The 13,300-nt window shown below is 66.3% G+C and carries 11 protein-coding genes; 8 read left to right on the top strand and 3 right to left on the bottom strand.

From position 1 onward, the window contains the following. Window positions 1-17: 17 nt before the first annotated feature. Both ACE039_RS03975 and ACE039_RS03970 read left to right on the top strand, forming a co-directional pair. Window positions 18-458: an excinuclease gene (locus ACE039_RS03975; protein WP_485821727.1), complete on the top strand. Its 441-nt coding sequence runs from the start codon at window positions 18-20 to the stop codon at window positions 456-458. A gap of 54 nt (window positions 459-512) precedes the next feature. Beyond that, window positions 513-974 (top strand): GatB/YqeY domain-containing protein, encoded by a 462-nt coding sequence (locus ACE039_RS03970; RefSeq protein WP_105558887.1) that lies wholly within the window; start codon window positions 513-515, stop codon window positions 972-974. A gap of 9 nt (window positions 975-983) precedes the next feature. Here the strand turns inward: ACE039_RS03970 and dinB are convergent, their stop codons facing one another. Next, the gene (dinB, locus tag ACE039_RS03965) at window positions 984-2,066 is read right to left on the bottom strand and encodes a DNA polymerase IV (RefSeq protein ID WP_310033430.1); all 1,083 of its coding nucleotides are present in this window, start codon (window positions 2,064-2,066) and stop codon (window positions 984-986) included. Between the two features lie 106 nt (window positions 2,067-2,172). On the opposite strand from dinB, the gene ACE039_RS03960 reads away from it, so the two are divergent. Continuing rightward, window positions 2,173-2,589 carry a PaaI family thioesterase gene (locus tag ACE039_RS03960; protein ID WP_485821726.1) on the top strand — a complete coding sequence of 139 codons (417 nt, stop codon included), beginning with the start codon at window positions 2,173-2,175 and terminating at the stop codon, window positions 2,587-2,589. A 2-nt stretch (window positions 2,590-2,591) separates the two neighbouring features. Here ACE039_RS03960 and ACE039_RS03955 read toward each other — a convergent pair whose 3' ends face one another. Next, a complete protein-coding gene (locus ACE039_RS03955) occupies window positions 2,592-3,047 on the bottom strand; it encodes a BPTD_2524 family lipoprotein (RefSeq protein ID WP_105558884.1) in 456 nt (151 codons plus the stop codon). Between the two features lie 207 nt (window positions 3,048-3,254). Here ACE039_RS03955 and ACE039_RS03950 point away from each other — a divergent pair, with 207 nt between their 5' ends. Next, window positions 3,255-5,162 (top strand): S9 family peptidase, encoded by a 1,908-nt coding sequence (locus ACE039_RS03950; protein ID WP_369868617.1) that lies wholly within the window; start codon window positions 3,255-3,257, stop codon window positions 5,160-5,162. Between the two features lie 32 nt (window positions 5,163-5,194). Here ACE039_RS03950 and ACE039_RS03945 read toward each other — a convergent pair whose 3' ends face one another. Continuing rightward, window positions 5,195-6,421, bottom strand: coding sequence for a sensor domain-containing diguanylate cyclase (locus tag ACE039_RS03945; protein ID WP_485821725.1), 1,227 nt, complete (start codon window positions 6,419-6,421; stop codon window positions 5,195-5,197). A 556-nt stretch (window positions 6,422-6,977) separates the two neighbouring features. Between ACE039_RS03945 and pgaA the strand changes: the two genes are divergently transcribed. From pgaA to pgaD, 4 genes are read left to right on the top strand one after another with little or no spacing between them, the layout of a single operon-like run. After that, entirely contained in the window at window positions 6,978-9,449 is a 2,472-nt protein-coding gene (pgaA, locus tag ACE039_RS03940) for a poly-beta-1,6 N-acetyl-D-glucosamine export porin PgaA (protein ID WP_485821724.1), read from the top strand. Window positions 9,450-9,481: 32 nt separating this feature from the next. After that, window positions 9,482-11,518, top strand: a complete 2,037-nt coding sequence (pgaB, locus tag ACE039_RS03935) for a poly-beta-1,6-N-acetyl-D-glucosamine N-deacetylase PgaB (RefSeq protein ID WP_485821723.1) — start codon at window positions 9,482-9,484, stop codon at window positions 11,516-11,518. Beyond that, on the top strand, window positions 11,515-12,852 hold the full coding sequence (gene pgaC, locus ACE039_RS03930) for a poly-beta-1,6-N-acetyl-D-glucosamine synthase (RefSeq protein WP_448712995.1): 1,338 nt from the start codon (window positions 11,515-11,517) through the stop codon (window positions 12,850-12,852). Before pgaB ends, pgaC begins: the two co-directional genes overlap by 4 nt. Further along, complete coding sequence (gene pgaD / locus ACE039_RS03925; protein ID WP_310033420.1) at window positions 12,849-13,295, top strand: poly-beta-1,6-N-acetyl-D-glucosamine biosynthesis protein PgaD; 447 nt, start codon at window positions 12,849-12,851, stop codon at window positions 13,293-13,295. Before pgaC ends, pgaD begins: the two co-directional genes overlap by 4 nt. Window positions 13,296-13,300 lie beyond the last annotated feature (5 nt).

The raw sequence follows: 13,300 nt of genomic DNA, 5'->3' as shown, positions 1-13,300 counted from the left end.
TCCATGGAGCGCGTTTGATGACCTTCCCTTCCCGGCTGCTTGGAGCCCTGTCCCTTTCACTGGCTTGCTCGGCGCAGGCGCTGGCCGCCGACCGCACCGTGTTCCTGCCGTTGCAGCCCGCCATCGATGCGGCCCTGGCCGCCGGCAAGATCGACGGAAGCGTCAAGTTCTATCTGGCAGGCACCGGACCCAAGGGACGCGTCCTGGAAGCTGGCGTCGTGACCAACCGCAAGACCAATGCGTTCGCGAAGAAAGACGCCGAGGCCTGCGAATGGGTAGCGCAGTCCGCCGTCATCGCCATGCACGAAGCGGCCAAGAAGGCCAATGCGAACGCCGTGACCAACATCGTCAGCTACTATCGCAAGAACGAATACGCCAGCAAAACCGACTACGAATGCCATGCGGGCGCGGTGGTCGCCGGGGTGGCCCTGCGCGGCGACCTGACCCAATTGAAGTAGGCCCGTCCGGTTTACACTTCCCATTTGCCGCAACACCATACAAAAGGTTCCCCGATGAGCACTGCTACGCTCAAGACCCGCCTCTCCGATTCCGTCAAGGATGCGATGCGCGCCAAGGCCGCCGAGCGCCTCACGACGCTGCGTTTCCTGCTGGCTGCCGTCAAGCAGAAGGAAGTGGACGAACGCCGCGACCTGACCGACGCTGAAATCACCGCCATCATCGAAAAGCAGGTCAAGCAACGCCGCGAATCGATCGCCGCGTTCGAACAGGCCGGCCGCACCGAAACGGCAGAGCAGGAAAAAGCCGAAATGGCCGTGCTGCAGGAGTTCCTGCCGCAAGCCGCCACGCCCGAGGAAGTGGCCGCCGCCATCGACGCCGCCCTGGCCGAAGTTGCCGCGCAAGGCGTGACCGGCGCGCCCGCGATGGGCAAGGTCATGGCGCTGCTGAAGCAGGCCCTGGCCGGCCGTGCCGACATGACCGCGCTGTCCCAGCAAGTGAAAGCCCGCCTGGCCTGATCCAGCCAGTCAGAACGCGCCGCCGAACAGATCCGGCTGGCGCGACTGCTCGGCGGGATCGGCAAAATTGCTCATCCCGACCCCGGCCAGCCGGTACAGCGTTTCCGGCGGCAATTCCACGCGTTCGCACAACAACCGCGCCACGGCGGCCAGCTCGGCCGCCGATGCCGGCGGATTCGGGCTGGTCTGGCTGCGCGTCAGAATGCGGAACCGGTCCGTCTTCAACTTCAGCACCACCGTGCGTCCCAGCGCGCCTTTCTTCAGCGCCTGGTCCCATACCCGGTCGGCCATGCGGTCGATCGCGTCGCCCAGCGCATCCAGCTGGATGTCTTCCGAAAAGGTCGTCTCCGCCGAAACCTGCTGCAACGGCTGGTCGGTCTGCACCTCGCGCTCGTCGATGCCGCGCGCCAATTCGTACAAGCGCCTGCCATAGCGGCCAAAGTAATGCTCAAGCTCTTCGGCGCTGTGCGTGGCCAGATCGCCCACGGTAAGGATGCCCAGCTGCTCCAGCCGGGCCTGCGTCACTTTGCCTACCCCGGGCACTTTGCGCACCGGCAAGGGCTGCAGGAAGGCCAGCACCTTGCCGGGCCGAACGACGAACTGCCCGTCGGGTTTGTTCCAATCCGACGCGATCTTGGCCAGGAACTTATTGGGCGCGATGCCCGCCGACGCGGTCAACCCCGTCTCTTCCCGGATCTGGTGCCGGATGACCTGCGCCACTTCCGTGGCCGACGGCAGCCCGCATTTGTTGATCGTGACGTCCAAGTAGGCCTCGTCCAGCGACAGCGGTTCGATCAGGTCGGTATGGCGGGCGAATATCTGGCGGATCTGGCGCGAGACTTCGCGGTAGCGGTTGAAGTCCGGCGGCACATAGATGGCCTGCGGACAGAGCCGTTCCGCCCGGACGGCGGACATGGCCGAATGGATGCCGAAGCGCCGGGCCTCGTACGACGCGGCGCACACGACCGAACGCGGGCCGGTCCAGGCCACGACCACCGGCTTGCCACGCAGTTCAGGGTTGTCGCGCTGCTCCACGGACGCGTAGAACGCATCCATGTCCACATGCACGATCTTGCGCATTAATTGAGACATTCCGCTCGGAACACCGTGGCCGGCGCAGCGATGCGCTGGCGGCCACTGCAAAAAAATATATTATGACCGGCTGATCCCGCTATCCCTTTCCGCTCACAACCGTTCCATGACCGCACCCGCCCAAACTGATTACTTCGGCCTGACGATACCCTTCATGAATTTCATCGGCCTGGTGCCCGAGAGCATCGCGCCGGCTTACGCCCGCACCACGCTGCCGTGGCGCCAGGACCTGACCAACAGCCGTGGCGACGTGCATGGCGGCACACTGATGAGCGTGCTGGACTTCACCCTCAGCGCTGCGGCTCGCGGTTCGGCCAACGCCACCGAAGGCATGGCCACCATCGACATGAACACCACGTTCCTGTCGCCTGGCACGGGCGATCTGGTCATTGAAGCGCGCTGCCTGCGCCGTGGCGCGTCCATCGCCTTCTGCGAAGGCGACATCCGGCGCGCCGACGGCGAACTGGTCGCCCGCGCCACCGCCACCTTCAAGATCATCCGCCGCCGTCCCGGCGGCGATTGACGCTAGTTCGGCAGGTCGCGCGACGGTTTGACCGGCGGCCGCGGATCCAGCGGCATGTAGGTGCTGCATGACGTGATGCTGTAGTAGATTGCGTCCTGCATCGCGCGCATCGCCGCGGCGTCCCAGGTGCCCTTGCCCCACATCACGATGCGTACATCCGTGGACTTCTCGCCCGCGGCCTTCAGGTCGACCCGCGACATCTCGTTATCGCTGTACGGCGCCAGCACGCGCACCACGGCCGACTGCGCGCCTTCGTTCAGTTCGGGGATCACGCGGTAGGCGTTGTCCGTGCTGCGCAGGCAGTTGTTCGACTGCCGGATCACCGTGGCGTAGGCATCCTTGAAGGCGACCGGCGCCTTGAACTCGCTGTGCGGCGACGCGCTGTCCTGCGAAATGCCCAGCGAGCAGCCCGCCAGGCCCAGCGCCAGCGCCGATGCCGCGACCAGATTCCTGTACATGTAATTCTCCAGATGAATTGCCGCGATTATCCCGCAAACCGTCCGGCGGCATAAGTGGGGCCGGTTCGACACCGCCCGCGCGACTATGGCATTATCGACGAGCCGCCGGCGCCCGGCGCCGGCACGCGCCGCAGTCCGCCAATGCCCATCACGTATTGCCATAACGTAAGGCATTGAAATCACGGAGGTCTCCCCTTGTTTTCATTCATGACGCGCACCGTTCTCGCCGCCAGCATCGTCGGCACCACACTGGGCGGCTGCGCCACGCCGCCGCCCCCTCGCGCCTACCCCCTGAAAGACTTCTTCCGCAATCCGGAACGCGGTTTCTTCCGCCTGGCCGAAGACGGCCAGACGCTGGCGTTCATGCAGCCCACCAGCGTGGACGGCAATCCGGCCCGCATGAACATCTATGTGCAGCCGCTGGAAGGCAGCAAGCTGGTGGGCGAGCCCCGCCAGCTGACCCGCGAAACCGCCCGCGACATCAGCAACTATTTCTGGAAGGGCGGCGACGTCGTGCTCTACCAGAAGGACTTCGGTGGCGACGAGAACTACCATGTGCTCGCCGTCAACGCCAAGACCGGCCAGATCACCGACCTGACCCCGTATGAAGGCGCCCGCGCCAGCATCGAAGACGACCTGGAAGACGATCCCGACCACGTCCTGATCAGCCACAACCAGCGCAACCCTGAAGTCTTCGACGTCTACCGCGTCAACGTCCATACCGGCGCCGCCGTGCTGGTGGCGCAGAACCCCGGCAACATCGTCGGCTGGCAGACGGACCACGCGGGCAAGGTGCGCGCCGCCGTCACCAGCGACGGCCTGAACACCACCCTGCTCTACCGCGATGACGAAGCCTCCGAGTTCCGTCCGCTGATCACGACCGATTACCGCACCAGCGTCAGCCCGTCCTTCTTCACCTTCGACGACAAGAAGATCTACGCGCTAAGCAACCGGGGCCGCGACAAACTGTCGCTGGTCGTTATCGACCCCGCCAAGCCCGACGCCGAAGAAGAAGTCTTCACGCCGGATACCGTCGATCTGGACGGCGCCGGCTATTCGCGCAAGCGCCGCGTGCTGACCTTGGCCGCCTACCAGACCGACAAGCCGCAATACAAGTTCTTCGACGCCCAGTCCGAAGCGCTGTTCAAGACCTTGTCGACAAAGCTCAAAGGCTATGAGGTCGCGCTGCAGGGCTCCAACCGCGATGAAAACAAGTTCATCGTCGCGGCCTACAACGACCGCACGCCCGGATCGCGCTACATCTACGACGCCGCCACCGACACGCTGACCAAGCTGGCCGACATCAACCCGGCCATCCCGGAAGCGGACATGTCGCGCGTGCGTCCGATCAGCTACCAAAGCCGCGACGGCCTGACCATCCACGGCTATCTCACGCTGCCGGCCGGCCGCGACCCGAAGAACCTGCCCTGCATCGTGAACCCGCATGGCGGCCCGTGGGCGCGTGACGGCTGGGGCTACAACCCCGAAACGCAGTTCCTGGCCAACCGCGGCTTCTGCGTGCTGCAAATGAACTTCCGCGGATCGACGGGCTATGGCCGCGCTTTCTGGGAAGCCAGTTTCGGGCAATGGGGCCTGAAAATGCAGGACGACATCACCGACGGCGTTCAATGGCTGATCAAGGAAGGCATCGCCGACCCCAAACGCATCGGCATCTACGGCGCCAGCTACGGCGGCTACGCCACGTTGGCCGGCGTGGCCTACACGCCTGACCTCTATGCCGCCGCGGTCGATTACGTGGGCGTGTCGAATCTGTTCACGTTCATGAAGTCCATTCCGCCGTACTGGAAGCCCATGCTGGACAAGATGCAAGACATGGTGGGCCATCCGGAGCGCGACCGCGACCGCCTGGCCGCCACGTCGCCGGCGCTGCACGCGGACAAGATCAAGACGCCGCTGTTCATTGCGCAGGGCGCCAAGGACCCCCGCGTGAACAAGGATGAAAGCGACCAGATGGTCAAGGCGCTGAGGGCCCGCGGCATCGAAGTGGAATACATGGTCAAGGACAACGAAGGCCACGGATTCCACAACGACGAGAACAAGTTCGAGTTCTACGAGGCAATGGAAAAGTTCCTGACGGAACACCTCAAACCCTAGGCCCCAGCCCACACCAGGAGGCGCCAGGGCTGCTAGTCGCCCGACGCCTCCTGGACGGCCAACGGCGCGTTGGCCGCCTGCCCAGTCACGTGCACCCGGCCGGCGCCGCGGCCTGAAAAGGCCATCTCCACACGGTCGCGCCCTTGCTCCTTGGCGCGGTACAACGCCACATCCGCGCGCGCCAAAATCACATCGGCGCTGTCACCCGCCTGGTAGGACGCCAGGCCCCCGCTGGTGGTCATTGGTACTTCGCACCCCTGCAGGTACAGCGGCGTATCCCGCAATGCGTCGCACACCCGCTGCGCGTGGATCAACGCCCGCGCGGGATCGCAGTCGTACATCAGCAGTACGAATTCTTCGCCTCCCAGCCTGCCAAAGCGGTCCGACGCCCGCACTGCGTTCTGCACCACGTGCGCGTAGTGCCGCAGCGCCGTGTCGCCGGCCGCGTGGCCGTAGCGGTCGTTGATGGATTTGAAATGATCGATGTCCAGCACCAGCACCGCCAATTGGCCGCCCGTGCGGCTGCACCGCTGCAGCTCATGCTCCAGTTCGTCCAGGATGCTGCGGCGCGAGTAGGCGCGCGTCAGGCTGTCGAACGTCAGCGCGGCCTGCATCTGTTCCGACAGGCGGGTCTGGATCAGCAGCAGCAGCCCCAGGAACAGGGCCGGCACGGTGGCCGACCCGCATACGATGAAGAACAGCCCCCATGCCGACGGCTGCAGCAGCGACACCGGGGGTTCCAGGCCGGTGCTGTAGACCACGACGCGCAGCCCGTGCAGGCCGGCCAGGCCGCCCGTCGCCAGCATCAGATAGAGCGTCACGCCGCGGGTCAGGATCTGCTTGCGCTGGCGGAAAATCACCCGCCCCGCCATCGCCATGTACCCGCAGGTGTAGATGGAAAACAGCATCATGCGCCCGCTCATGTTGTCGTTGCCGTACAGCATCAGCGCAAGCGCCAGCAGACAGGCCGCGCCGATGCCGACGGTGCGCGCGATGTGCGGACGCAGGCCGAAGAACTGGCGCAGGCCCACGTAGACCAGGCCCACCGCGCACACCCACGCGGCGTTGGACACCATCACATAGACGCCGGGCGCCAGGAAGTCGCCCGACGCATACGACAGCAGGGACAGCACGGCCAGTGCATTCGCCACGATGAAGGCCCGGACGCCGCCCACGCCGCGCGCCAGGAACGGCAGCAGCAGCGGCAACGCCAACGCCGTGGCAAGCCCCCACATCAGGAAGAACAAGGAAGTCGTCATGGTTTTTACGGCTTGCGCCGCAGGGCGCTTACCGTCGCTTGGAATTGCCGTTGCACTGGGTTCGTAAGTGGAGACGCGTTACACGTCAGCATTTTTGATGCTTTTTGTTACCAGACGGACAAATAGCCGCATTGCACGCAAGACGGCCAATGGCCGACGCGAGGCGAATGCGATGTGTCCAGAACCTTTACTACCCGCGCCAGGACGATTGCACGGTATGCGACGAAGAATACGCCAAGGGCAACGCGCCTGGCCCCCCCTTTGCAGTAATTGACAGTTGAATTGGCGGAAAACCCCTACATTCTCGCTTGTCGAAGAAGCCAGAAGAAGCTCCTCGACCACGCCCCACGGGCGTGGCGCGTACTAGCCATGCACCCGCCTCAGCGCGCGTGCGAAGGTCCCCGTAGCGGGCGCCGCGCAGTCCAAACCACATGTTCGTTTCGCCTTCCGAGCGCGCCTTGCGCGCCGCTCGCGTCGCTGCCGGTTCGTCCGCCAGCGCGCCCGCCGGGCGGCGGAGCCATGAACATCCCTAGTCGCAACTGCGGAAGTACAACCGATGCAAAGAAGAGGCCCCAAGCAACCCCAGGTTGCCCGAACGACACTTCGCCGCCTGGCCGCCTGTGCAGCCCTGGCTCCGGCCCTGGCCCTTGCGGGGCCATCAGCCGATTACGACGCGCTGATCCTCCGCGCCCGCGCCGGCGACTACGAACCCGCGCTGGCCATGCTGCGCCAGCAAGGCCCGACGGCCAGCACACGGGCGATCCACGATCACATCATCATTGCCGGTTGGGCCGGCAAGCCCGCCGAGGCCATCACGGCCTATGAACGGCTACCGGCCAGCGCGGTTCTGCCCGCCGACGTGCAGTTGGCGGTGGCCCGAGCCTATCGCGATGAACAGCGTTGGCAAGATGCCCTGGCCCGCTACCGCGAAGGACTGCGCCGCCATCCGGCGCAGCCCGCTTTCGCCGCGGGTGAAATCATGACCCTCGCGGACGCCGGCCAGTTCGACGCGGCCCGGGCCGCCGGGCTGAAATGGGTGGCGCGCCAGCCCCGGAACCCGGACGCGCGGCTGGCGTTGGCCTATGTCCACGCCCGCCAAGGCCAGCCGTTCGAAGCCCTGCACCAGGCAGACTTGGCGCAGGGTCTTGCGCCCGAATCCCCTGCCGTGCAGCGCGAGTACATCTACGCGCTGCAACGCGCGCGCATGGCCGACGTGGCGCTGGAACGCGCGCAGCGGCGCCCGGACCTGTTCAATGCCGCGCAGATGCGGGGCTTCGAAGCCGACGCGCTGGCCCAGCAGGTTCGCCTGGCCGCAATGCCGACCCGCAGCGAGGCCGAACGCTTCGCGATCGCCGACCGGGCGCTGGCCGGCTATGACGCCCTGATCCCCGCGTGGCGGCAACTGGGCGAGGCGGCCCGCGACGATGTGGCTCGTGCCCGCATCGACCGCCTGCACGCCTTGCATGCCCGCGCGCGCATGGCGGACCTGACGCAGGAATACGAAGCGCTCATCGCCGAAGGCATCAGCGTGCCGCGCTACGCCTTGAACGATGTGGCGTCGGCCTATCTGTACCAACGCCAGCCCGAACGCGCGCGCGACCTCTACCGGCAGGTCGCCGCCGACGACGCCTTCGACCACGACGACCCCGAGCAGCGGCTGGCCAACCAGACCGGACGCTACTACGCGCTGGCCGAAGGCGAGCAATACGACGAGACCGGCGCCGTGACCGAAGCCGTGCAGTCGGGCTACGCCCCCTGGCTGTACCCCAAGGGCCAGGCCACCCGCATTCCCAACGACCTGAAGCTGGAAAGCAGCCAGACCCTTGCGGCGGCCCGGCTGCAGGCCGACGATACCGTCGCCGCGCAGCAGCACCTGGAAGACATGGTCGCCAACGCGCCCAACAATTCCGGCCTGCGCAGTGACCTGGCCATCGTCTATCGCGCGCGTGAGCTGCCGCGTGCTTCAGAGGCGGAACTGAAAATGGCGGAAACCCAGTCACCCCGCAGCCTGGGCGTGGAAAACGGCCAGGGCTTCACCGCGCTGGACCTGCAGGAATGGCGGCAGGCGGAAGCGCTGTCCGCCGACACGCTGGCGCGCGCGCCGGAAAACCTGACCAGCCGCCGCCTGGCGCGCGAATGGGAGGTCCACAACAAGGCCGAACTGCGCATTAGCGGCTACCGCGGCCTGGCCTCGGACAGCCCCGTCAATGGCAATGGCGACTTCGGCATCGACGCCGTGCTCTATTCATCGCCCATCCACTACAACTGGCGCGTATTCGGCGGCGGCGGCTATGCAACCGGCGACTTCGAGGAAGGCCGCGGCGACTACCGCTGGCTGCGGACGGGCGTGGAATGGCGGGGCCGCGACCTGACGGTCGAGGGCGAAGTCTCGACCCACGATTACGGACATGGCGTGAAGCCCGGGGTACGCCTGTCGGCCGCCTACGACCTGGACGACCACTGGCAAATCGGCGGATCGGGCGAAATCATGTCGCGTGACACGCCCCTGCGCGCCTTGACCAACGATATCTCGTCGAATCGCTTGACGGGGTACGTGCGCTGGCGCGCCAACGAACGGCGCGAATGGACGTTGGCCGTGGCGCCTTCCCGTTTCAGCGACGGCAACCAGCGATGGGAACTGGGCATCAACGGCCGCGAACGCGTCTATACCGCCCCCCACCTCAAGGCCGATCTGGAACTGGAGCTGTCATCCCAGCGCAATACACGCGACGACGCCCCCTATTTCAACCCCAGCGCCGACTTCATGGCGGTGCCCGGCGTGCGCCTGACGCACACACTCTACCGCCGCTACGAAACCGCATGGGAACAGATCGGCACGCTGGGCGCCGGCGCCTACAGTCAGCAAGGCTACGGCACCGGCGGCGTCATCGCGCTGGGCTATGGCCAGCGCTACCGCGCCAACGACGTGCTGGACATGGGCGCCATGGTCACCGGCATCAGCCGGCCCTACGACGGCGTGCGCGAACGCGAACTGCGCATCGTGTTCGACCTTGCCTACCGCTTCTGAACCTCCATCCGAACCCGGACCCGGAACCCGTCATGCCGCTTAACACCCCTACCCGTTTGATCCTGGCAGGCTTGCTGCTGCTGGTCATCCTGGCGTTGACCGCCTGTGCCAAGGACATTCCCGTCTACACGCCGCCGGCCGAACGCCCCCTGGCCGCCTCGGAACAGCCCTGGAAACCCGACCAATTCCTGGTGCTGGCCTATCACGACGTCGAAGACGAAGACCCCGACCAGGGCTTTCTCAGCGTCCGCACCGACCGGCTGGTCGAACAGTTGGCCTGGTTGCGCGCCAACGGCTACCAGGCCGTGTCCGTCGACCAGATCCTGACGGCGCGCCAGGGCGGCAAGCCGCTGCCCGACCGCGCCGTGCTGCTGTCGTTCGACGACGGCTACCGCAGCTTCTACACCCGCGTCCTGCCCATCCTGAAAGCCTATGGCTGGCCCGCGCTGCTGGCGCCCGTCGGGGTCTGGATGGATACGCCGGCAGGCCAGCCGGTGGACTTCGGCGGCAGCCCCGAGGCACGCGACCGCTTCTTGAACTGGGACGAAATCCGCGAGATCTCGAAATCCGGTCTGGTGGAGATCGCCGCGCACACCAACGCGTCCCACTACGGCGCGCTGGCCAACCCCCAGAGCAATACCGAACCGGCCGCGGCCATCCGCGCCTACAACGCGCAGACACGCCAGTACGAAACCGAAGCCGAATTCAACGCCCGCATGGGCCGCGACGTGGCCGCCATCACCGACAAGATTCGCCGCGCGACCGGCCGCGCGCCGCGCGTGTGGGTCTGGCCTTACGGGGCGGAAGGCGGCTCCACGCTGCGCATCGCGGGGGAACACGGCTATCAACTGGCGCTGACGCTGGAAGATGGCGCCGGCCGGCTGGGCCGCCTGATGTCCACGCCACGGTTGCTGCTGGCCAGCGACCCCGCGTTGAAACCCTTCGCCAACAGCGTCATCGGCATGGAAGCCAGCCCTTTCATGCGGGTGGCGCACATCGATCTGGACTACGTCTACGACCCCGATCCCGCGCAGACGGACCGCAACCTGGGCGAATTGGTGCAGCGCATCCTCGACATGCAGATCAACACCGTTTTCCTGCAGGCCTATGCGGACCCCGAAGGCGACGGCCTGGTGAAGTCGGTGTACTTCCCCAACCGCTGGCTGCCGATGCGCGCGGACCTGTTCAACCGCGCGGCCTGGCAATTGCATAACCGGGCCAACGTGATGGTCTACGCCTGGATGCCGGTGCTGGCGTTCGACCTTGATCCGTCCTTGCCGCGCGTCACCCGCTGGGAGCCCGAGGCGCAAGCGCCGGCGCAGCCCGACCCCGATCAGTACCGCCGCCTGTCTCCCTTCGACGCCACGGTGCGCACGCGCATCGGCGACCTGTACGAAGACCTGGCGCGCTACGCGATCTTCGACGGCGTGCTGTTTCACGACGACGCCCTGTTGTCCGACTTCGAAGACGCCAGCCCCGCCGCGCTTGCCGCCTACCGCGCGGCCGGCCTGCCCGGAAGCATCGAGGCGCTGCGCGCAGACCCGGACACCCTGCAGCGCTGGACGCGGTTCAAGAGCCGCGCGTTGGTGGACTTCACCGCCCAACTCGCGGAACGCGTGCGGGCGGTGCGCGGCCCGCAGATCAAAACGGCGCGCAACATCTATGCGCAACCCGTGCTGAATCCCGAGTCCGAGACCTGGTTCGCGCAGAATCTGGACGACTTCCTGGGTGCGTACGACTGGACCGCCCCCATGGCGATGCCCTTGATGGAAAACGTGCCCAAGGGACGCGAGAACGCCTGGCTGGATTCGATGGTGGACGCCGTCGCCCGCCGTCCGGGCGCGCTTGGCAAGACCGTGTTCGAACTGCAAAGCCGCGACTGGCGCGCAGGCCCCGGCCAGCCCGAGGGCGCGCCGGTGGACACCGCGGTGCTGGCCGGCTGGATGCAGCGCCTGCAACGGCGCGGCGCGCTCAGTTTCGGCTACTACCCCGATGACTTCTCGCAAGACCAGCCCCGGTTGCAAGGCATCCGGCCCGCCATCTCCGAAGCCTGGTATCCCCTCCGATGATCGACCGTCTGCTCGCCCTGATAATTCTTTGCGCGGTGCTCGGCGCGCCGTTCGGCTTCACGCTGATGCTGACCGGAGAAGCGCTGCTGGGCTTCGTCTTCTTCTATCCCCTTTTCATGTCCGGCATGTGGATGGCCGGTGGCATCTATTTCTGGTGGCATTGGGAGCGCCACTGGACATGGGGCAAGGACCGCAAGCCGCCCGTGCTGGCTGGCGATCCGCTGGTGTCTATCCTGGTGCCCTGCTTCAACGAAGCCGCCAACGGCGAAGAAACGTTGCTGGCCGCGCTGGGCCAGAACTATCCGCATATCGAGGTCATCGCCATCAATGACGGCTCCAGCGACGGCACCGCCGCCATGCTGGACCGGCTGGCGGCGTCGCAACCGAAACTGCGCGTCGTGCACCTGGCCCAGAACCAGGGCAAGGCAATGGCTTTGCGCATGGGCGCGCTGGCCGCGCGCAGCGAATACCTGGTCTGCATCGACGGCGACGCGGTGCTGGACCCGGATGCCGCGGCGTATCTGGTGGCGCCCCTGATCGACAACCCGCGAGTGGGCGCCGTCACCGGCAACCCGCGCATCCGCACGCGCTCCACGCTGATCGGCCGCATCCAGGTGGGCGAGTTCTCGTCGATCATCGGCCTGATCAAACGCACGCAGCGCGTCTACGGGCAGGTGTTCACCGTATCCGGCGTGGTCGCCGCGTTCCGCCGCGTAGCGCTGGACCGCGTGGGCTACTGGAGCCTGGACATGATCACCGAAGACATCGACATCAGCTGGAAACTGCAGCGCGACCACTGGTCGATCTTCTACGAACCGCGCGGGCTGTGCTGGATCCTGATGCCGGAAACCCTGCGCGGATTGTGGAAGCAGCGTTTGCGCTGGGCCCAAGGCGGCGCGGAGGTCTTTCTGAAGAACCTGCGTTCCATCTGGAGCTGGCGCCATCGCCGGCTGTGGCCGCTGGTGGCGGAATTCTGCCTGTCCACGGCCTGGGCATTCGCATTCGCGATCTCGGTGCTGCTATGGGTGATCAGCCAGTTCGTCGCCCTGCCCAACCAGATGCAGATCGCAAGCCTGATGCCGCCCGCCTTCACCGGCATGATGCTGGCGATGGTATGCCTGCTGCAATTCGCCGTCAGCATTCTGATCGACCGCCGCTATGAACCCGGCCTGACCCGCGCGCTGTACTGGGTCATCTGGTATCCGCTGGCCTACTGGATGGTCACCCTGTTCACCACGCTGATCAGTTTTCCCAAAGTCATGCTTCGCAAGCAGGCCCGGCGCGCGCGCTGGACCAGCCCGGACCGGGGCATCAAATCACCGGACGTCTCATGATCATCACCACGCAACGCTCGCGCGCGGGCTACCTCGTCGACCTGCTGCTGACCGCCGTCGGCTGGTTCGCCTTCGCCTACCTGTTCGGGTCGGGCATCGTCGCCATCCTGCGCGCCGCGGCGGGCGGGCCGGACGTGGCCTTGTGGCCCGTCTTCCTGCCCACCGCGCGCACGCTCTGGGGTTACGGACTGCTGGCGCTGGCGAATGCCGCCATCCTGGTGGGCTGGGCGGTCTACAACCACCGGCGCTTCGGCGGCAAGGACCGCCGCAAGCCGATCCGCCCGCTTTCGGACCACCGGCTGGCGCAGAGCTTCGCCGTCACGGCGGCTCAGCTCGCGGACCTGCGCACGTCGCAGATCTCGACCATCCACCATGGCCCCGACGGCGATATCCAGCAAATAGAAAAAAGCCAACCCCGCCTGCGCTCGGTGCAAGCGGGCTGACGGCT

This window comes from Achromobacter maghribensis (assembly GCF_057334215.1).
Note: the sequence above shows the minus strand (reverse complement) of the source record. Positions and strands in the feature narration are given on the sequence as shown.

Bases quoted from the DNA above. Each gene is read 5' to 3' on its own strand.
- dinB (WP_310033430.1), bottom strand. From the start codon at position 2,066: ATGTCTCAATTAATGCGCAAGATCGTGCATGTGGACATGGATGCGTTC.
- pgaD (WP_310033420.1), top strand. From the start codon at position 12,849: ATGATCATCACCACGCAACGCTCGCGCGCGGGCTACCTCGTCGACCTG.
- pgaB (WP_485821723.1), top strand. From the start codon at position 9,482: ATGCCGCTTAACACCCCTACCCGTTTGATCCTGGCAGGCTTGCTGCTG.
- ACE039_RS03960 (WP_485821726.1), top strand. From the start codon at position 2,173: ATGACCGCACCCGCCCAAACTGATTACTTCGGCCTGACGATACCCTTC.
- ACE039_RS03950 (WP_369868617.1), top strand. From the start codon at position 3,255: ATGACGCGCACCGTTCTCGCCGCCAGCATCGTCGGCACCACACTGGGC.
- ACE039_RS03970 (WP_105558887.1), top strand. From the start codon at position 513: ATGAGCACTGCTACGCTCAAGACCCGCCTCTCCGATTCCGTCAAGGAT.
- ACE039_RS03975 (WP_485821727.1), top strand. From the start codon at position 18: ATGACCTTCCCTTCCCGGCTGCTTGGAGCCCTGTCCCTTTCACTGGCT.
- pgaA (WP_485821724.1), top strand. From the start codon at position 6,978: ATGCAAAGAAGAGGCCCCAAGCAACCCCAGGTTGCCCGAACGACACTT.
- ACE039_RS03955 (WP_105558884.1), bottom strand. From the start codon at position 3,047: ATGTACAGGAATCTGGTCGCGGCATCGGCGCTGGCGCTGGGCCTGGCG.
- pgaC (WP_448712995.1), top strand. From the start codon at position 11,515: ATGATCGACCGTCTGCTCGCCCTGATAATTCTTTGCGCGGTGCTCGGC.
- ACE039_RS03945 (WP_485821725.1), bottom strand. From the start codon at position 6,421: ATGACGACTTCCTTGTTCTTCCTGATGTGGGGGCTTGCCACGGCGTTG.